At 46.2% G+C, this 19,448-nt stretch carries 21 protein-coding genes and 1 rRNA gene; 8 read left to right on the forward strand and 14 right to left on the reverse strand.

Annotated elements, in window-relative coordinates:
• A 16S ribosomal RNA gene (locus L5L77_RS14985) occupies positions 1–228 on the reverse strand; the annotation flags it as partial.
• A gap of 547 nt (positions 229–775) precedes the next feature.
• Between L5L77_RS14985 and L5L77_RS14990 the strand changes: the two genes are divergently transcribed.
• Positions 776–1,324 carry a gamma carbonic anhydrase family protein gene (locus L5L77_RS14990; RefSeq protein ID WP_263186021.1) on the forward strand — a complete coding sequence of 183 codons (549 nt, stop codon included), beginning with the start codon at positions 776–778 and terminating at the stop codon, positions 1,322–1,324.
• A 134-nt stretch (positions 1,325–1,458) separates the two neighbouring features.
• On the opposite strand, the gene L5L77_RS14995 is transcribed toward L5L77_RS14990, so the two are convergent.
• Together L5L77_RS14995 and aroE are read right to left on the reverse strand one after the other, a co-directional pair.
• Positions 1,459–1,734, reverse strand: a complete 276-nt coding sequence (locus tag L5L77_RS14995) for a DUF1488 domain-containing protein (RefSeq protein WP_113941387.1) — start codon at positions 1,732–1,734, stop codon at positions 1,459–1,461.
• A 5-nt stretch (positions 1,735–1,739) separates the two neighbouring features.
• Positions 1,740–2,588, reverse strand: a complete 849-nt coding sequence (gene aroE / locus L5L77_RS15000; protein ID WP_113941388.1) for a shikimate dehydrogenase — start codon at positions 2,586–2,588, stop codon at positions 1,740–1,742.
• A 153-nt stretch (positions 2,589–2,741) separates the two neighbouring features.
• Here aroE and L5L77_RS15005 point away from each other — a divergent pair, with 153 nt between their 5' ends.
• On the forward strand, positions 2,742–3,179 hold the full coding sequence (locus L5L77_RS15005; RefSeq protein WP_263186023.1) for a group II truncated hemoglobin: 438 nt from the start codon (positions 2,742–2,744) through the stop codon (positions 3,177–3,179).
• Positions 3,180–3,213: 34 nt separating this feature from the next.
• Here the strand turns inward: L5L77_RS15005 and hemF are convergent, their stop codons facing one another.
• The 6 genes from hemF to L5L77_RS15035 all read right to left on the reverse strand — a co-directional run bounded on the left by hemF (position 3,214) and on the right by L5L77_RS15035 (position 8,251).
• Positions 3,214–4,122, reverse strand: coding sequence for an oxygen-dependent coproporphyrinogen oxidase (gene hemF, locus L5L77_RS15010; RefSeq protein ID WP_263186024.1), 909 nt, complete (start codon positions 4,120–4,122; stop codon positions 3,214–3,216).
• Positions 4,123–4,147: 25 nt separating this feature from the next.
• Entirely contained in the window at positions 4,148–4,714 is a 567-nt protein-coding gene (locus tag L5L77_RS15015; protein ID WP_105250832.1) for an L-threonylcarbamoyladenylate synthase, read from the reverse strand.
• A 147-nt stretch (positions 4,715–4,861) separates the two neighbouring features.
• Positions 4,862–5,425 (reverse strand): type I DNA topoisomerase, encoded by a 564-nt coding sequence (locus L5L77_RS15020; RefSeq protein WP_105253028.1) that lies wholly within the window; start codon positions 5,423–5,425, stop codon positions 4,862–4,864.
• Between the two features lie 119 nt (positions 5,426–5,544).
• Positions 5,545–6,018 (reverse strand): DUF494 family protein, encoded by a 474-nt coding sequence (locus tag L5L77_RS15025; RefSeq protein WP_006083793.1) that lies wholly within the window; start codon positions 6,016–6,018, stop codon positions 5,545–5,547.
• A 2-nt stretch (positions 6,019–6,020) separates the two neighbouring features.
• Positions 6,021–7,037: a DNA-processing protein DprA gene (dprA, locus tag L5L77_RS15030; protein WP_263180059.1), complete on the reverse strand. Its 1,017-nt coding sequence runs from the start codon at positions 7,035–7,037 to the stop codon at positions 6,021–6,023.
• 83 nt (positions 7,038–7,120) lie between these two features.
• The gene (locus tag L5L77_RS15035) at positions 7,121–8,251 is read right to left on the reverse strand and encodes a LysM peptidoglycan-binding domain-containing protein (protein ID WP_131524499.1); all 1,131 of its coding nucleotides are present in this window, start codon (positions 8,249–8,251) and stop codon (positions 7,121–7,123) included.
• A gap of 125 nt (positions 8,252–8,376) precedes the next feature.
• Between L5L77_RS15035 and def the strand changes: the two genes are divergently transcribed.
• From def to L5L77_RS15060, 5 genes are read left to right on the forward strand one after another with little or no spacing between them, the layout of a single operon-like run.
• Complete coding sequence (gene def, locus L5L77_RS15040) at positions 8,377–8,889, forward strand: peptide deformylase (RefSeq protein ID WP_263223029.1); 513 nt, start codon at positions 8,377–8,379, stop codon at positions 8,887–8,889.
• 8 nt (positions 8,890–8,897) lie between these two features.
• The gene (gene fmt, locus L5L77_RS15045) at positions 8,898–9,854 is read left to right on the forward strand and encodes a methionyl-tRNA formyltransferase (protein WP_131524501.1); all 957 of its coding nucleotides are present in this window, start codon (positions 8,898–8,900) and stop codon (positions 9,852–9,854) included.
• 1 nt (position 9,855) lies between these two features.
• Positions 9,856–11,142, forward strand: a complete 1,287-nt coding sequence (rsmB, locus tag L5L77_RS15050; RefSeq protein WP_113941394.1) for a 16S rRNA (cytosine(967)-C(5))-methyltransferase RsmB — start codon at positions 9,856–9,858, stop codon at positions 11,140–11,142.
• Between the two features lie 15 nt (positions 11,143–11,157).
• Positions 11,158–12,567, forward strand: coding sequence for a Trk system potassium transporter TrkA (gene trkA / locus L5L77_RS15055; protein ID WP_105250826.1), 1,410 nt, complete (start codon positions 11,158–11,160; stop codon positions 12,565–12,567).
• A gap of 20 nt (positions 12,568–12,587) precedes the next feature.
• A complete protein-coding gene (locus L5L77_RS15060) occupies positions 12,588–14,030 on the forward strand; it encodes a TrkH family potassium uptake protein (protein ID WP_113941395.1) in 1,443 nt (480 codons plus the stop codon).
• 70 nt (positions 14,031–14,100) lie between these two features.
• On the opposite strand, the gene hemG (L5L77_RS15065) is transcribed toward L5L77_RS15060, so the two are convergent.
• A complete protein-coding gene (hemG, locus tag L5L77_RS15065; RefSeq protein ID WP_263186028.1) occupies positions 14,101–14,652 on the reverse strand; it encodes a menaquinone-dependent protoporphyrinogen IX dehydrogenase in 552 nt (183 codons plus the stop codon).
• 199 nt (positions 14,653–14,851) lie between these two features.
• On the opposite strand from hemG (L5L77_RS15065), the gene L5L77_RS15070 reads away from it, so the two are divergent.
• Positions 14,852–15,160: an ArsR/SmtB family transcription factor gene (locus L5L77_RS15070; RefSeq protein ID WP_105250823.1), complete on the forward strand. Its 309-nt coding sequence runs from the start codon at positions 14,852–14,854 to the stop codon at positions 15,158–15,160.
• 63 nt (positions 15,161–15,223) lie between these two features.
• Here the strand turns inward: L5L77_RS15070 and hemG (L5L77_RS15075) are convergent, their stop codons facing one another.
• The 4 genes from hemG (L5L77_RS15075) to pepQ form a co-directional block, all read right to left on the reverse strand.
• On the reverse strand, positions 15,224–15,748 hold the full coding sequence (hemG, locus tag L5L77_RS15075) for a menaquinone-dependent protoporphyrinogen IX dehydrogenase (RefSeq protein WP_263186030.1): 525 nt from the start codon (positions 15,746–15,748) through the stop codon (positions 15,224–15,226).
• A gap of 2 nt (positions 15,749–15,750) precedes the next feature.
• On the reverse strand, positions 15,751–17,208 hold the full coding sequence (locus L5L77_RS15080; RefSeq protein ID WP_105250821.1) for a TrkH family potassium uptake protein: 1,458 nt from the start codon (positions 17,206–17,208) through the stop codon (positions 15,751–15,753).
• A 77-nt stretch (positions 17,209–17,285) separates the two neighbouring features.
• On the reverse strand, positions 17,286–17,900 hold the full coding sequence (locus L5L77_RS15085) for a YigZ family protein (protein ID WP_263186032.1): 615 nt from the start codon (positions 17,898–17,900) through the stop codon (positions 17,286–17,288).
• Positions 17,901–17,927: 27 nt separating this feature from the next.
• Positions 17,928–19,250 (reverse strand): Xaa-Pro dipeptidase, encoded by a 1,323-nt coding sequence (pepQ, locus tag L5L77_RS15090; protein ID WP_263186034.1) that lies wholly within the window; start codon positions 19,248–19,250, stop codon positions 17,928–17,930.
• Positions 19,251–19,448: the final 198 nt, after the last annotated feature.

Raw genomic sequence — 19,448 nt, forward strand, 5'->3', positions numbered from 1 at the left:
TCCAATCGCGGAAGGCCCGAAGGTCCCCTCCTTTCCCCCGTAGGGCGTATGCGGTATTAGCAGTCGTTTCCAACTGTTATCCCCCTCGACTGGGCAGATCCCTAGGCATTACTCACCCGTCCGCCGCTCGCCACCTCAGGAGTAAACTCCCTTGTGCTGCCGCTCGACTTGCATGTGTTAGGCCTGCCGCCAGCGTTCAATCTGAGCCATGATCAAACTCTTCAATTAAAGTTTTGTTGCTTCCGTCTTGCGACTTCAGCGGCTCAATGAATTCTGATTTTTTTGTTTCTCGCTAAAGAAACAAACTGTACATATTACTATGAACACTCATTGTTACATTGATTTAAATTTTTGACTGCCAACCCGAAGGTTAAGCAGTTTCGATTAACTCAACACCTGTGAGTGTCCACACAGATTTCTTGTTTTATCTTGTTAAAGAGCGTTGACCACATACCGTTGCAGGCGGGTCGTGCTGATACTTCATCAGCTCAGGGTCGTGCATTTTACGCATTTCCCGTTTCGCGTCAAGGAGTTTTTTACAACTTCTTGCTGCCGTTGAATTAAGTGCTTAAAAGCGACTCAATTCAACCTAACTCGTCAGCTGGCTTTCGCTGTCTGCCGTGTCAGTGGATGCGCATTATAGGGAGATTGAGAAAGTCCGCAACCCCTATTTTTAAGATAATTGTCATTTTCTCACTGTTCGTTGGATATTTGACCTGACCCGCTAGTTTTTAACCTTTATAATGCTAAAAACCACTCAATTAGGGACTTTTCTATGTCAGGGCCACTCAGAACTTACCAAGGTATTCATCCTCAATTAGGCAATAACGTATATGTAGATGAAGCTTCGGTGCTTGTTGGCGATATTGCGTTAGATACTGATGCCAGTATTTGGCCTATGGTGGCGGCGCGTGGTGATGTTAACCATATTCGTATTGGTAAACGCTCGAACGTACAAGACGGTAGCATATTGCATGTAACGCGTAAGTCAGCTGCTCGTCCCGATGGTCATCCACTGATTATTGGTGATGATGTGACTATTGGTCACAAGGCTATGCTTCACGGTTGCAAAGTCGGTAACCGAGTATTAGTAGGCATGGGTGCGATTATTCTCGACGGTGCGATTTTAGAAGATGATGTGATCTTAGGTGCGGGTTCTTTAGTGCCACCGGGCAAGGTATTACAGAGTGGCTATTTATATGTAGGCAGCCCAGTTAAGCAGGCTCGCCCATTAACGCCAGCCGAAATTGCCTTTTTGCCAGAATCTGCCGACAACTATGTCAGACTGAAAAACGAATACTTAGTTAAGTTACAGAACATCTAATCACTTATAGCTAATCTCTTATAGTTAGTCGCTTAGTGTCACTATAGCTATATAAGAAAGGCGGTAGAGACTCATTGAGTCTCTACCGCCTTTTGCTATTCGCTGATTCAGAAAACTATCTGAGTTCGATAAGTTTAGCCTAAGTGTACTGCCCCAAACTCATCAAACTCTTCGGCTTCAATTAAGTCTTCCGCCATTTCTTCGGCATCAAATCTCACCGCATCAAACAATGCCAGCATAGCGGCGGCTTCATTGGCACTCGGCTGTTCAGAGAAATCATTCAGCTCGGCTAACTTATTCACACTGATATAGCACTTAATGTTCATCCCCTGTGACTGCGCGATAAAGCAGACTCGCTTGTGGGCGTCGTCCCAATATTGCAGTTCGGGAAAAAGAATACTTTGATTCATGCTTCCTACTTAGGCTCGGCCATTAGTTTATCCCTCAAAAGATTTAATACCACTTGAGTATCGGGCTCGATACCTCGCCATAGGGTAAAACTCTTAGCCGCTTGTCCGACTAACATGCCGAGCCCATCAATAACCTTAGCTGCACCTTGAGATAGCGCCCATTGGTTAAACGCGGTGACCGAGGCGCCATACATCATGTCATAACAAACAGTTTGGGTGGTGATGATATGCGCTGGCAAAGTTGGCAACTCGCCCGCAAGACTGGCCGAGGTTGAATTGATGATGACATCGAACTCGCCCACAAGCTCATTCATTTCTACGGCGGTGACTCTATTTGCGAAAGCACCGTTATCCACCGAAGTAAAGATATCGACCAGAAGCTGTGCCTTAGTGTGAGTGCGATTACTGATGATCATCTGCGCAATTCCCGCATTTAATAACGGCAGAATACAACCGCGCGCCGCACCACCAGCACCAATAAGTAACACGCGCTTATCTTGCAGGCTGCCTAAGTTAGCGATGAGATCGGCCACCAGCCCTAAACCATCGGTGTTATCACCGCGAATAGTGCCATCGGCCAATAAACTTAAGGTGTTTACCGCGCCAGCAAGCTTGGCCTCTGGGCTGAGACTGTCACACAGCGCAAAAGCTTGCTCCTTAAAAGGCACTGTCACATTCGCGCCCTTGCCGCCCGCATTGAAAAACGCCGTCAGTGAGGCTTCAAAACCATCGACCGGAGCAAGAATGGCTTCATAGGTTAATAACTCTTGGGTGGGCGCGGCAAATTGTCCATGAATGAACGGCGATTTACTGTGGCTAATTGGATTGCCAAACACTGCGTATCTGTCTGTCATAGCGATATTAAATTTTAGGTTCAATGGCTTTGCAGTCTACCGCGCTTTTGAGCCTAGGCAAGACGAATTATGTTCAACTAAATTTCACGTTGGGTTTCACGCTATAATGCGCCATCGGCTCAATACTCTCTATTTTAGTGAACGACTATTCCAATGAACTGGCTTAAAAAGATTTTTAGTAAACACACTCCGCCACAGGATGATCGCGATCCGAGTCAATCTAACGCCTATGATTTAATCGGCGGCGAACAGGTGATACGTGCTATCGCAAAGAGTTTTTATCAGAAGATGGCAAGCTCGGCAGAAACGACAACACTATTTGCTATTCATAGGGCGCCAATCGCAGAATCAGAGCAGAAGTTGTTCGAATTTTTAAGTGGTTGGCTCGGCGGGCCGCAGCTCTATCAGCAGAAATATGGTCATCCCGCATTGCGAGCACGACACATGCATTTCGCCGTCGATGAGGCGATGCGGGATCAATGGCTGTTTTGTATGAAATTTGCGATTGAAGAAAACATTAATAAGCCAGAGCATCGAGCCGCCATCTTTGAGGCGATTTCAACTCTGGCTGATCATATGCGTAATCAATAAAGTGGACATCGCATCCACTCTTTAAGATTAATGGCTAAACCCAGTCACGGGGTTTGAGGTAGTTATCGTACAAATCTGCCTCTGGGCTTCCCGCCTCTGGTGTATAAGCATATTGCCAACGCACTAATGGCGGCATTGACATTAAGATAGACTCGGTACGGCCGCCCGTCTGTAGGCCAAACAAAGTGCCTCTGTCGTAGACTAAGTTGAACTCAACATAACGACCACGACGATAGAGTTGGAACTCGCGCTCACGCTCACCGAATTCAGCCTCTTTACGACGCTCGACAATCGGCGCATAGGCCGTTAAGAAACCATTACCTACAGCTTGCATAAAGCTAAAGCTTTGCTCGAATCCTGCTTGATTCAAGTCATCGAAAAACAATCCACCCACGCCGCGGGTTTCATTACGATGCGGTAGGAAGAAATACTCATCGCACCATTTCTTATACTTGGGATAAACCTCATCCCCGAAAGGCGCGCAAATATCCTTAGAAGTCTGGTGCCACTCGCGCACATCTTCCTCGAAAGGATAATAAGGCGTTAAATCAAAGCCACCGCCAAACCACCACACGGGATCGGCACCCTCTTTTTGAGCAATAAAGAAACGCACATTGGCATGAGTCGTTGGGATATAAGGATTATTAGGATGAATAACTAAAGAAACGCCCATAGCTTCAAAACTACGGCCCGCTAACTCAGGGCGATGCGCCGTAGCCGACGCAGGCATAGCAGCGCCAGTCACATGGGAAAAGTTAACCCCAGCTTGCTCGAACACTGCACCTTGGGTTAATACTCGGCTCGTACCACCACCGCCTTCGGCGCGAGTCCATGAATCGGCGGCGAACGTGGCTTGGCCATCCAGCGCCTGTAAACCAGCACAAATTCGGTTTTGTAGATCGATTAAAAACGCTTTTACCACTGCAACATCAGGCACACTCATCTTGTTATCCTTATTATTGGTTTGCTCATTGTCCATTTCGTAAAATCTTACCGCTTCGCGCATCGATAATGGTCGAGGGCTGACGTTGTTCGCCGAGTTCACCTAATACGAGTGCATCAATTTTACCTGTAAAATCTGCGAGAATTTCATCGGCAGTTAATGCTGGATCTTCACCCGCAAGGTTAGCGCTAGTCGACACTAAAGGTTTATTGAGCGCGCGGCACAGGGCTTGCACCCCAGTATGGGCAGATACTCGCACTGCGATAGAGTCAAATTCACCACAGAGGTATTTTGAAACCTGCGCTTTGATTGGCATTACAAAGGTAAAAGGCCCCGGCCACTTGGAAAATGCAAACTCGAGCTGCTCAGCCGTTAATTGTGATTCATCAACATAAGCTAAAAGCTGCTGAAAATCACTGGCGACTAAGATCAGTCCCTTTTGCCATGGGCGCTGTTTTACCGCCAATAACTTTTGGATAGCAGTGTCGTTATCAGGGTCACAACCTAGGCCATAAACAGCCTCGGTTGGATAAGCGATGACACCACCGTTAAGCACAATATCTTTTATGTCAGATGGGTGCAGCTGCAACATCTTAGGATCACCTTTTGAGTATTGTCGATTTCAACAATCAAATTATTGGATAAATTCGAATACTGACCGCCCCATCAGCGGTCAGCCGAGGATTATACGCAAGCCACTTTCATCGGCCAAATATTAAGATGCAGGTCACACAATAAACTAAAGTGGTCTTTTGTATTTACAGCTTTTTTGCGGGCATTCTAAACGCATCCCAGCCGCACCTTTACGCTCGACTAAGATCCCAAAACCACAACTCGGGCAAGCTTCAGCAACCGGAGGATAATTCACAATAAACTTACACTTAGGGTAAGCACTGCAGGCATAAAAACTCTTTCCGAAGCGACTCGTTCTGTGCTCAAGCTTACCCGCTTTGCATTCAGGGCAAGGAATGTCAGGCTTGTCACTCGCTTGATCCTGTTTTTCAATATGCGTGCAGCTAGGATATTGAGTACACCCAATAAAGATCCCAAAGCGCCCTGACTTTACCGCCAGTTCGTGACCGCATTCAGGGCATACAGAACCTTCAATCACTTGAGTTTCAATAGATTCGTGCTGCACTAAGGGTCGAGTGTAATTACAGCTAGGGTAATTATTACAGCCAATAAAACCACCGTGCTTACTGTGTTTGACCGATAACTCGCTGCCACATTCGGGACAAAGTTCGTATTCTTTTTCCAGTGCGTGTTCGTGGGCACTAAATAATTGTTCATCAATCTTAGACATAATCATTCACCACCTGTCGTAGCGCATTAGGATATCAAGCGCAGTGCCATCAAGGAATTTATGGCATCAAAAAAGGAGGTCTTAGCCTCCTTTCTCTCATAATTCATCTTTCACAACAATTAAGAATGCAGTCGGCCTTCAGGCTGTTCGAAGATCAAATCTTCCATTTGCTCATAAGCGGACTCATGGCCAGGAGCATTAAACAGCACCATTAAGATAACCCATTTGAGATCTTCTAAAATCAGGGTTGGTTCATCCAACTCCATCACTCTATCGATCACCATTTCACGGGTTTCGACATTCAGCACTTTAACTTGCTCTAAAAACAACAAGAAACCGCGGGATTCTACATCCAGCTTGTCCATTTCGTCCTTCGTATAGATACGAAACGAATGCTGATCGTGATTACAAAGATAAGGTTTATCCCCTTCTTGTAATTCAGCTAAGCGCTCTAACCAAGTTAACGCTTTTAAAATCTCGGATTGATGAAATCCGGCACGAGTGAGTTCCTTGGTTAACTCGTCTTCATCAACTAGTAGTTCAACTTCACTGTGAACATAGTTTTCAAATAGATACATGAGGATATCAAACATGGCTAGCTCCTCTTTACTCTGACGTAACCACCGGGTACTGCTATTACCCAACCTTGCAACTCAAGTTCAAGCATTTGTTCTAACACCAGATCTATCGTTTTTCCACTATGTTCAACGACTGCATCAATTGATGTAGTTTCATAACCTACACTAGCTAACAGAGACGAAAATGGCAAATTACAAATCTCGCCTTGCTGTATATGGTGGCATAACTTCAATTCTTCAAGGTGGAAAGCGGTTAAACTTGCCAACTCTTCCACTATATCGGCAGCAGTTTCCACAAGCTTTGCTCCATCACGTAATAAATCATGACAGCCTTGATGGTAACCACCTAAGATTGAGCCCGGAACGGCAAACACCTCACGCCCTTGTTCCATCGCCAACCTAGCAGTGATTAAAGAGCCGCTTTTGCGACAGGCTTCAACCACAAGAGTACCTAAAGATAGACCGCTAATAATGCGATTTCGTTTCGGAAAATTACCCGCAAAGGGACCAGTATCAGGCCAAAACTCGCTAAGTATACAGCCTTGCCGCTGAATATCATGATAAAGCTGTCGATGTTTTCGTGGATAAATGATCTCTATGCCCGTTCCTAGTACGGCAATAGTGCGCCCTTGATGGTCAACACAGGCTTTATGGGCCGCCCCATCAATCCCCATCGCCATGCCACTACAGATACCAAATCCCATTGAGGACATCTCAGCAGCCAGTTGGTAAGCGACCTGTAATCCGCCAGGAGAAGCATTACGACTGCCAACAATCGCAAGATAAGGAAGGGCTAACGCCTCTAAGCAACCTTTAACGAACAGGACGGCGGGCGGATCTGAGAGTTGTTTTAATAATGGTGGATAAAGCGGATCAGAGAAACAAAGCAGATGATGATCGGCGGCTTGCTGTTGCCATTCGAGGGCGACATCCACTTTTTGATAATCAATAACAAGGCTATGGAGCAGATGATCAGATAAAGGTAGCGCTTGTCTCTCATGCTCTAATCTTTGTCTGAGGTCGTCCACTTCCATGTGCGTTAATAATTGTTGGATCCGAGCGGGTCCTAGCCCAGATACAGCACAAACAACTAACCAATCGACCAAATTTTCAGAGATTATAGACCTCTTAAGGCTAAAGATTCTGGGGCGATTAACTTATCGTCGACACGAACAGGCCGCTCGGTGGAGACAATCAAACCTAAGCTCGCCTTATCAAACACTTTAAACACTAACAACTTACCATGATAAACATCCGGCATCTTAACTGCACGATCCGAAGAGACTGACGCCATTAGGTTATCATAGGCAGTACGTTCAATTGCAGGAACCGGCATACCATCATTGTTGATAACAATAACCTCACCATCACGATAAATAGAAAATACCACCCCAGGCTCGACGCCATCCTGAGTGCCTTTATCTAAGTACACGACATTCAACTTACCCGCTTCACGCAAATTTGATTCTGTCGCTAACACTAAAGCCGGTATCTTTAATTCCGCAGGTTTAGGAGTAAAGTAAGCTGACATCAAGGAATCACTTTCCATCGGCAATACTCTGAAGCCCGCTTTGGTTTCGCGAAAGCTCGTTAGCAACTTAATTTTTGAAACCTTACCAGACTCAATCACTTGCCCAGTAGACGACAAAATGGCTTCTTGTCCTAACGCTTCGCCTGACTCTTTATTGAAAAACTCGCGACCGCGTTCGTAAATACCATACTTTTGGTTTATTGGCAGTTCAGCATCAATATAAATCACATCACCCACAATATGGTGACGCGATGGACTTTCACCTGCCAGCACCATAGGTTGCTCAGTAAGCCAGTGAGTCTCGACGACCCGATTCTGCACTAAATATTGTTCAATCAAGGCTAAATCAACGGCTGGAATAGCATTACTCTTAGCAATGACACGTCCCTCGGGACTCTTTCTTACATGGGGTTTAGCACTATCGACAGTAGCACCATTACGCACAAGGCGGGGCTGACCATCAATAAATACTAGAGTGAGTTGATCGCCAGGGTAAATAAGGTGGGGGTTAGCAATCTGTGGGTTTACATCCCAAAGACTCGGCCATTTCCATGGGTCATTCAGAAACGCGGCGGAGATATCCCAAAGAGTATCGCCCTTTTTCACTACATATGACTCAGGATGCCCCGCCTTAAGCGTCAGGGTATCTGCGGCAACAAACGTGCAATTGAATGTCATTAACGCGAGTAAAATTAACCGTTTCATGGGTATTTCCATGTTGTTTAACTCTTAGTTTGAGCTTTTACTGTTATTGGTAGGCACTAAAGATTAAAATTAACTCATTAGCATCAGTCAGTATAACTAACTGGCAGAGATTTGACAGACTTGTTAAGAGTTTATGTATGACACTATTAAAAGTATTACAATTCCCTGACGAAAGATTACGAACACAAGCCACACCCATCACAGAGTTTAATGCCGAGCTGCAGACTCAAATTGATGATATGTTCGAAACCATGTACCAAGAAAAAGGTATCGGTCTGGCCGCGACCCAAGTTGATTACCATAAACAACTTATTGTCATGGACTTACAGGATAAAGTCGAACGACCCAAAGTGTTTATCAACCCCGAAATTATCGCCAGCAGCGGTGACTTCTGCAATGAAGAAGGTTGCCTGTCGGTTCCGGGGATTTACGCCAAAGTCGATCGCGCCGAATTTGTCACGGTAAAAGCCTTAGACAGGCACGGTAACGAATTTATAGTCGAGGCCGATGAGCTATTTGCCATTTGTATTCAACACGAGATGGATCACCTCAAAGGCAAATTGTTTGTCGATTATTTGTCGCCGCTAAAACGTCAGCGGATCAAACAAAAACTTGAAAAAGCGGCCCGATTGGACGCCAAAGAAGCATAGGATCAGATTTGAAACCACTCAACATCATCTTTGCCGGAACACCGGATTTTGCCGCTCGCCACTTACAAGCACTGTTGAACTCACACCACAATGTGATTGGCGTTTACACTCAGCCCGATAGACCCGCTGGCCGCGGCAAGAAACTGACCGCCAGCCCAGTAAAAGAACTCGCTATCGCCAATAGTATTCCAGTGTTTCAACCCGGCTCATTACGTAAAGAACCCGCGCAACAAGAACTTGCCGCACTCAACGCCGATATCATGGTGGTCGTCGCTTACGGTCTGATCTTGCCAAAAGTTGTGTTAGATACACCGCGTTTAGGTTGTATTAACGTTCATGGTTCTATTTTGCCACGCTGGCGCGGTGCAGCACCGATCCAACGCGCACTTTGGGCCGGCGACAAAGAAACTGGCGTAACCGTTATGCAGATGGATGTGGGTTTAGATACTGGTGACATGCTGCTTAAAACCTATCTGCCAATCGAAGATAACGACACGTCAGCCAGCCTTTACGAGAAACTGGCAGAACAAGGTCCCGTTGCCCTATTGCAAGCACTCGAAGGTTTGGCAAATGGCACCTTAGCCGCTGAAAAACAAGATGAAGCCTTAGCAAACTACGCAGAAAAACTCAGCAAAGAAGAAGCCAGACTCGACTGGAATAAATCCGCTAAACAGTTATGGCAAGAAGTCCGTGCCTTTAATCCTTGGCCTGTGAGTTACTTTGAGCACCAAGGTAACACTATAAAAGTGTGGCAAACTCAAGTCAGCGAAACCACCAGCACAGCCGCTCCAGGTACTATTATCAGCGCCAGCAAAAAAGGCATAGACGTCGCCACCGCTGATGGTGTGTTAACCCTGCTGAGTATGCAGCTGCCAGGGAAAAAGCCGCTCAATGTTGCCGATATTCTCAATGCTCGAGGTGAATGGTTTAGCCCGAATACTCGCCTCGCAAACGAGGCACAATAGTATGAACTTGCGCGCGCTGGCTGCGAAAGCCATCTTCGAAGTATTAGAAAAAGGCGTGTCACTGTCAGTGGCATTGCCTGATCAACAAAAACATCTTGCCAGCGGCAAAGATAAAGCCCTACTTGCCGAGATCTGCTATGGCGTGATGCGCACTCTGCCGCAAATAGAAAAACGCATCAGTGAATGCCTAGCGAAACCACTCAAAGGTAAGCAAAGGATTATCCACCAGCTCCTGATAGTAGGTTGCTATCAACTGTACTTCACTCGTATTCCAAGCCACGCCGCAATTTCAGAAACCGCCGAAGCCTGTCGCCAATTAAAATTTGAAGGCATGGTCAAAGTGGTTAATGGTGTACTGCGCAATATTCAGCGCCAGCTATCGCCGCTAAGTACTGGATCAGATACCTTAAGCTATAACACACCCGCTTGGTTAATTAAGCGCTTAAAAGAAGCCTATCCCGAGCAGTGGCAAGACATCATTCAACAAAGCCATGAACGCCCGCCCATGTGGCTGCGTAACAATCGCTTATCCCAGAGCCGTGCCGAATACCTCGCTGCCCTAGCCGAAATCGACATTGAAGCGAGCGAAGGCAGCAGTGCCGATGCCATTCTCCTAGCGCAACCAAAGGATGTCGCCACACTGCCACACTTTCATGAAGGTGCGGCATCAGTACAAGATGGCGCGGCACAATGGGCGGCGACCTTACTTGCCCCGCAATCGAATGAATTAATACTCGATGCCTGCGCGGCACCCGGTGGCAAAAGTTGTCACTTACTCGAACTTGAGCCGAGTATCAAATTAGTGGCTGTTGATTTTGATGCCAAACGCCTTGAACGTGTGCAACAGAACCTTGACCGCTTATCATTAAAAGCGGAGCTTATACATGGTGATGCGGCCAACATAGACTCATGGTGGCAAGGCGGACAATTTGATCGTATCTTACTGGACGCGCCTTGCTCAGCCACAGGAGTGATCCGCCGCCATCCCGATATTAAATGGTTGCGAAAAAACCATGACATTGAAGAATTGGCTGAACTACAACAGCAAATTCTCGATCATTGCTGGAAGTGGCTAAAACCCGGTGGCACGCTTCTTTATGCCACTTGTTCGATTTTACCGCAGGAAAACCGCGACCAGATCAGTGCGTTTTTAGATAGAACGGTAGATGCTAAGCTAGACACACTTGCCCAGCAAAATTCGCCACAGGATATAGGTTGGCAAATCACGCCAGGACAAGACAATATGGATGGGTTTTATTATGCCCGTTTATTGAAAGCGACTGATTAGGAAGTAAGCAAGGCCATGAAAATTATCATATTAGGTGCGGGTCAAGTTGGGGGAACCTTGGCCGAAAATTTGGTGGGTGAGAACAATGACATCACCATTGTCGATTATGACAAATCCAGATTACGCGCCCTGCAAGATAAATATGACCTTCGCGTCGTAGCGGGCCATGCCGCTCACCCTGATGTGCTTAGAGAAGCGGGCGCAGAAGATGCCGACATGCTTATCGCCGTAACCAATAGTGATGAATGTAATATGGCTGCCTGCCAGATTGCCTATACCCTTTTTGGTACGCCGACTAAAATTGCCCGTATCCGCTCAGAACCGTATTTGGCGATGCGCGATAAACTCTTTATCGACAGTGAAACCAAAAATAGCGACGGTCGCCCCCGCGGCGGCTTCGTAATCGATGAATTAATCGCCCCTGAACAGTTAGTGACCGCTTACATCCAGCGACTCGTAGAATATCCAGGCGCATTACAAGTGCTTGAATTTGCCGAAGGCCGCTTGAGCCTAGTGGCTGTTCGAGCCTATTACGGCGGCCCACTGGTGGGAAATGCATTAGCGGCACTTCGCGAGCATATGCCCAATATTGATACCCGGGTCGCGGCGATCTTCCGCCAAGGCCGCGCTATTATGCCTCGCGGAACGACCATTATCGAAGCCGATGATGAAGTCTTCTTCGTTGCAGACAGTCGCCATATTCGCGCTGTCATGAGCGAAATGCAAAAGCTCGATAACTCCTACCGCAACATTATGATCGCCGGTGGCGGTAACATAGGCCTAGGTTTAGCAAAACGCCTTGAGCGCACCCACTCGGTCAAACTGATTGAGCATAAATTAGAACGTGCAGAAGCCTTATCGGAGCAGCTGGAAAATACCACAGTGTTCTGCGGTGATGCCTCAGATCAAGAATTACTGCTCGAAGAACACATAGACCAAACCGACGTATTTATTGCGGTCACCAATGACGACGAAGCCAATATTATGTCCGCCCTGCTAGCAAAACGGATGGGCGCGAAAAAGGTCATGGTGCTTATTCAACGCGAAGCCTATGTGGATATAGTGCAAGAAGCCAACATCGATATTGCAATCTCACCACAACAAGCGACGATTTCAGCACTATTAACTCATATTCGTCAGGGTGATATCTGTAACGTTTACTCTCTACGTCGTGGGGCGGCCGAGGCAATTGAAGCCATCGCCCACGGAGATGCCAGCACTTCTAAAGTCGTTGGCAAAGCCATTGGTGATATTAAGTTGCCACCGGGGACAACGATTGGTGCCATTGTCCGCAATGATGAAGTGCTGATGGCCCACGACAAAACCGTGATAGAGCAAGGGGATCACGTGATCTTGTTCTTAGTGAATAAAAAGTTTGTCGGCGAAGTCGAGAAGCTTTTCCAACCAAGTGCTTTCTTCTTCTAAGAACCTTAGTAAGCCAACTTATGCTGAACTTTAGACCGCTATTGTTTATTTTAGGGCTGTTTTTGTCCATGCTGACAGCTTTCATGCTGATCCCACTGCTCCTCGCCGCATACAAAGGTGAGGAAACCGTGGGCTCTTTTATGGTGTCGGCATTAGTCACAGGCATTAGCTCAAGCCTGTGTTTACACAATGGCCAGAGCAAAAGCATTAACCTCAATATCCGCGATATGTTCCTGCTAACCAGCCTAACATGGTTGATCGTAAGCCTATTCGCGGCCATGCCATTTACCCTTTATCACGGTATTGGTTATACCGACGCCTTCTTTGAAACCATGTCCGGCATCACGACCACAGGTTCTACTGTACTCTCAGGGTTGGATACTATGGATCACAGTATCTTAATCTGGCGCTCTTTATTGCAATGGCTAGGTGGGATTGGTTTTATCGTAATGGCGGTGGCGATTCTACCCTTCTTAAACGTTGGCGGGATGCGGCTATTCCGCACTGAATCATCCGATTGGAGCGATAAAGCAGTACCTCGCACCCAAAGCATGGCTAAGTATTTATTCTTTATATATATTTTACTAACGAGTATCTGCTGTGTTGCCTATCATCTGGCGGGAATGACTTGGTTTCAGGCCATCAATCATGCAATGACCACCCTCTCGACTGGTGGCTACTCGACCTCAGATAGTTCAATGGCGGCGTTCTCCAACTCTGCACACTGGGTTGGGATTTTCTTTATGGCAGCAGGAGGCTTGCCACTGCTCATGTTTGTACAAACCATACAGCAAAGGGATCTACGGATTTGGAACGATGCTCAGGTCAAAGGATTCTTATTTTTCCTCACGTTTGTATCTTGTTCTATTGGCTTCTGGCTGTGGCAAACCCGCGACATTGAGCTTCTAGATGCACTGCGTTTATCCAGCTTTAACGTGGTATCGGTAGTCACCACTACAGGTTATGGCTTAACGGACTACGGTGCTTGGGGCGCCTTTGCCAATATCGCCTTCCTGTTTTTAATGTTTGTCGGTAGTTGCTCTGGCTCAACTTCGGGCGGGATTAAGATCTTCCGTTTTCAAATTGCTGGGGCCATTATGCGCGAGCAATTGAAACAGCAATGTCATCCAAACGGTATCTTTAGGGAACGTTACAACAACCGCATCATCAGTGATGATATCGTGCGCTCTCTGATCACTTTCGTACTGCTGTTTGTGATGGTGATTGTGGGCTTGTCAGTGATTTTAGTGCTCACGGGTCTCGATCCTATGACCAGTTTCACTGGCGCGATTACGGCAGTCACTAACGTGGGCCCTGGTTTAGGCCCGATTATTGGACCTGTAGGTAACTTCTCAACGCTACCCGATGTCGCTAAATGGGCGTTGTCACTCGGCATGCTCCTCGGTCGTTTAGAAATCTTAACCGTGGCGGTGTTGTTCCACCCGAGTTTCTGGAAGTACTAATTCAGTAGAGCTTAAATACTAAAAAGGCGCTTAACTTGTTAAGCGCCTTTTTTATTAAGCCTGACCCGTCCTAAATAACGGTAATGTCGACTAATTCAAGCAGATGATCGGCATAGACTTTCACATCTGCCCAATCGGTATAATCGATAACTGACTTAGGATCAGTTGGACCTTTAGTCATCTTCATAATCAACTGAATCGCCAATCTGTCATACCAAGGCCATGAAGGATAATCCACTTTGCCCGCAATAATTTTAAGATCAGCAGGCGTCCATGGCGATAACGCTATGAACTTTTGCAGATATTTATTATTTGCAGGGATACGTTTTTCAGGATTTCTCGCCACAACATTGACGCAGAAAAAACTGTTTGGCAATGCGCCCAGAGCCTGTGCATGCTGCTCAATAAATTGAAAAACGCTCTTATCATAGGTGCCATAGAGCACGCAGGCACCTAAGGCAACGACATCATAATCAGGCCAATTAATACAAGTCGCTGCAGCACTGTTGATATCGATGAGGTCAACCTTAGCGTCACGAAATCTTAATTGCTCGGCAATTGCACTGGCAATCTTGGCCGTATGGCCACCACGGGTAAAATAAAGTACGAGGACGCGTGTCATAGGCAATTTCCGATCCACTGAGTAATACCACCATTGTGGCAAGGTTACGTTAAATAAACCTCTGATAGGATCACAAATCAGTCGTATCTCATATTCTGAGATGCAAAAATTGAGATCTGCATTGCCGAGCAGTATGATTGCGTAAACACATGTGTTCAATTAGAATTATCTAATCAAAAGCGATAAAGTGAGTGACCTTATGCAAAATGACATAGATGTAGATGCAATGGTAACTAATGCGGAAAGTGCGGCTAAATGGCTCAAGGCCATAGCGAACCCTTATCGCCTAATGATTTTATGTCTATTACTAGACAAAGAGTTGAGCGTAACCGAGCTCAACGCCACAGTGCCATTAAGCCAGTCGGCCCTATCCCAGCATTTAGCCGTATTACGCGCAGAAGATCTCGTGGATACCCGTAAGAGCTCGCAGATTGTTTACTATAAACTCAAGAACGAGCAAGTCACCCAAGTGATTTCAATTCTGCATAGCCGCTACTGCGCAGCCTAACACTGCAAAATTAGCCTAAATTTAAGCCCTAACCTCTTGCAAGTGATTAGGGCTTAATGGTTTTTAATGTTGGCTAAAACGGTTACCGAAGGCATCGACTTTTGCCCAATCGGTAAACTCAAAAGTGCCTGTGATATCCGTTGGCCCTTTAGTCAACCACATGATAAAACGTATCATGGTCCGGTCGAAGAAACCGTATTTAGGGTAATCAATCTTGCCCGCAAACACTTCTAACAGCTGGGGCTGCCACAGTGAAAGCTTGAGAAACTTTTGCATATAAGGATTGGTTTCAGGCGTATTTTTTAAGGGTTTGCGCGCCACTACGTTAACGGTAAAAAAACCATTAATCTTAGTATCTAGCACTGCATGGTGGCGATTCACATACTGATAAAGCTCTGGTCTATGTTTACCATAACGAATACTGGCACCAATCAGCACTTTATCAAAATCCACTAAGCTCAACGCTTCCGCCTGCTCTAATGTGGCGAGCGAAACCTGCTCTCCCGCCTGTTCAACAATCGTCTTCATTTTTTGGCAAATTGCCAATGTTTGGCCATCTATCGTCGAATAGATTATTAACGTCTGCATGATTAATTCTTCCAAAAAGTTGGCGTAAACAAAATCAGTAAGGTAAATACTTCGAGGCGACCAAACAGCATAGCCACGACCAATACCCACTTGGCTCCATCACCAATACTGGCATAATTGCTCGCTACCTCACCTAAACCTGGGCCTAGGTTGTTTAAGCATGCCGCCGTGGCACTAAAAGCCGTAATATCATCTAATCCCATCGCCATGAGTGCAAGCATACAAATCACAAACACCAGCGCATAGGCAGAAAAGAATCCCCAAACAGCATCAACCACGCGGTCGGGTAAGGCTTTAGAGCCAATCCTAATCGAAAACATTGCCTTAGGGTGAACGAGTCGTTTCAATTCACGTGAACCCTGTAACAGCAGTAAAATTACTCGAATGACCTTAATCCCACCCGCAGTTGAGCCACCACAGCCACCGATAAAACTCGAAAACATTAATAGTATGGGTAAAAATAATGGCCACAGATGGAAGCTATCAGTGCCAAATCCAGCCGTAGTGGCAACTGAAACTGCCTGAAATAAAGCATGATCTAAGGTTTCTTCTGGCGAATCATAAATACCAGAACGATAAAGCGTGAAGAAGCAAATCGCTGTGAGAATAAGTTGAATCGCCACCAGCATCTTAAATTCAGCATCTTTAAAATAGACTCTAACGTTAATCCCACGTCGTGAGAATGCCGCAAAATGCACGCTAAAGTTAACCGCAGAAACAATTAAAAAAAACACACAAATAAGATTAATAGTAGGACTATCGAAATAGCCCATACTGGCATCATGGGTCGAAAAACCTCCGATGGCTATGGTCGAAAATGAATGACAAATGGCGTCAAAAATACTCATGCCCGCCCACCAATAAGCCGTCGCGCAGGAAATCGTTAGCAGTAAATAGATATACCACAGTGCTTTAGCGGTTTCGGCTATCCGCGGGGTCATCTTACTGTCTTTCACTGGCCCCGGGATTTCTGCGCGATAAAGCTGCATTCCTCCCACACCGAGCACAGGTAAAATAGCTACTGCGAGCACAATAATCCCCATGCCGCCAAGCCATTGCAGCATATGGCGGTAAAACAAAATAGCCTTAGGTAGGAAATCGAGCCCGACAATGACAGTGGCTCCGGTGGTAGTTAACGCAGAAAAAGATTCAAAGAAGCTGTCTGTCCAGCTTAAGTCTGGCTGACTCGAAAAGATAAACGGCAAGGCACCAATAGAACCCAGTACAGTCCAGAACAGCACGACAATCAGGAAGCCCTCTCGCGTACGCAATTCTTCTTTGCAGTGGCGGTTTGGATACCAGAGCCAAAAACCAATAAATAGGCTAACAAAAAATGCCTGCATAAACGCCGTGCCGCCGCCATCGTTATACCAAACAGCGATCAGTGCTGGTGGCAGCATAGTGATTGAAAATAAACCAATCAGCAGGCCTATGATTCTAATTATGGTTTTATATTGCATTACGCGAGTTCAATTATTCCATTGGCTGTAAAGGTATTTTCAGCATTTGGGCTATTTTGGCATAATTTACGCAGGCATCACAGCTCAAACTCGGGCCTCAAACTTCCTTGACTCAGTGTCGCCAGTGACTCACAAAGCCATGCCTGTTGCTCTCGCCCTATCTCAAACACAATATCGACCGCTGCGGCAAATTGCTTATCGATGATCACGGCATCCACTTGCTGTAATAGATGCTCGACATCGCGCAACTGCGCATAATCACAATGCAACTTGGCGGGATACCGTAACTGTTTGAGTCGCGTCGGTAATTGAATCAAGCCTTGCCTTAAGCCCGACGTATAAGCCCGAACGAGTCCACCTACGCCTAGCTTAGTACCGCCATAGTAACGCACGACAACGGCGCCAACTTCGCCAATATGTGCCCCTTGCAACACAGCTAACATAGGGCGGCCTGCACTGCCAGCGGGCTCACCGTCATCACTCGAACCAATTAAGACGCTATCATCCGGTGCGCCAGCAACAAAAGCTAAGCAATAGTGGCTTGCGCCGGGATAGTCACGCTTTATGTCAGTAAGTACTAACTTTAATTTATCGACGCTATCGCAATGAAAGAGAAAAGAGATAAAGCGACTATGCTTTATCTCTTCTTCAATGACGATTTCATCACAGGGAACGTTATAACTTTCGAGCACGAATTCGCCCTAATCTATTTTCAAACATCAATCGGCTAAACCGAGCTCACGGGTCATGTTCTCGTTTCTATCTTGATGCACTATGACGTTATCTTCGATACGAATACCGCCAAAAGGCCTTAACTCATCAATCGTTTGCCAGTTGATCTGCAGGCCACGACTATCTTGTTTAAGCTCATTGAGCAAAGTATCTATGATGTATAACCCAGGTTCCATAGTCAGTACTTGGTTTGGCGCTAAAATGCGGGTGCAGCGCAAGAATGGATGGGCCTCGGGCGCCGCAATATGGGTACCGCGCTCATCGTGGGAGAAGCCACCCACATCATGCACTTGTAAACCTAACATGTGGCCTAAACCATGGGGGAAGAAAGCACTGGTAATGCCTTGATCAACCAAACCTTGGGCATCACCCGTGGCTAAATCAAAATCCAATAGCATTTGCGCGACTTTAGCGTGAGTCGCTAAGTGTAAATCAGGATAACGAACGCCGGGGCGCATCATGTCGATGAGCTCCAGCTGCGCCTTATTCATCGCAGCGATCAACTCATCGAAACGATTCTTCTCGAATGCATAGGTTCTAGTGATATCAGACGCATAACCAAAGTAGCTCGCACCCGCATCGATAAGAAAAGACAAACGTTTCGCAGGGCTTTGATGCTCGAGCGCGGTGTAATGCAAAATCGCCGCATTTTGATTAAGAGCGATAATATTGCCGTAGGGCACTTCATTTTCGCTCTGACCCACGGCAGATAAATAATGCTGTTGGATCTCAAACTCACTCGCACCGTTATAAAACGCATTTTTAGCCGCCAAATGTCCCTGCACCGCAATTTGGTTGGCGCGGCGCATACATTCCAGCTCATATTCAGTTTTAGTGGTTCTGTGGTAATGCAAATAGCTCATCACAGCATCGGGATTGCGACTGGTAAAACCCAGCACTTCGGCTACATCTAAATGCTCACCCAAATAAGCCCAATTAACTGTGTCTTTAGGTAACAGCTCAGCGACCTTATCAGCCTTAGTTAACAGCTTAATATCAAAATGCTCGGTCCAGAACATATCCGGCACATCGGATACTTTGTGCCAAAAATCCACAGGACGATAAAAAATCAGCTGCGGCTTATCGCGACCATTGACGACTAACCAGCAATTCGGATTATCTAACACTGGCAACCATGCCTTGAAGTGCGGGTTTGCTTTAAAGGGATAATTGATATCATCCAAAAACATCCGATGCGGCTGACCCGAATGGATCACTAAACCAGACAAGGCTTCTCGAGACAAAATCTCTGCGACTCGGCGGTTTAACTCGGCAATATGGGCACGATAGTGATGAGTCAACTGATCCATTTGTCATCTCCTGCAATGAATAAAAGTTAATATTATGAGCCAAATTTGCCCACATAATCTTAATCTGATCATGAACAACAGATTCAATCAAAACGTTAAACTGTCACTCAATCTAAAATACATGGCTGCTGAATAAAGAACATTAAAGCGATAACATCATGATTATTTTTAATAATTCTATTCAACCCTAGCATGGCT

The sequence above is a fragment of the Shewanella sp. SM29 genome, from assembly GCF_025654245.1.
Taxonomy (GTDB): Bacteria; Pseudomonadota; Gammaproteobacteria; order Enterobacterales; family Shewanellaceae; genus Shewanella; species Shewanella oncorhynchi.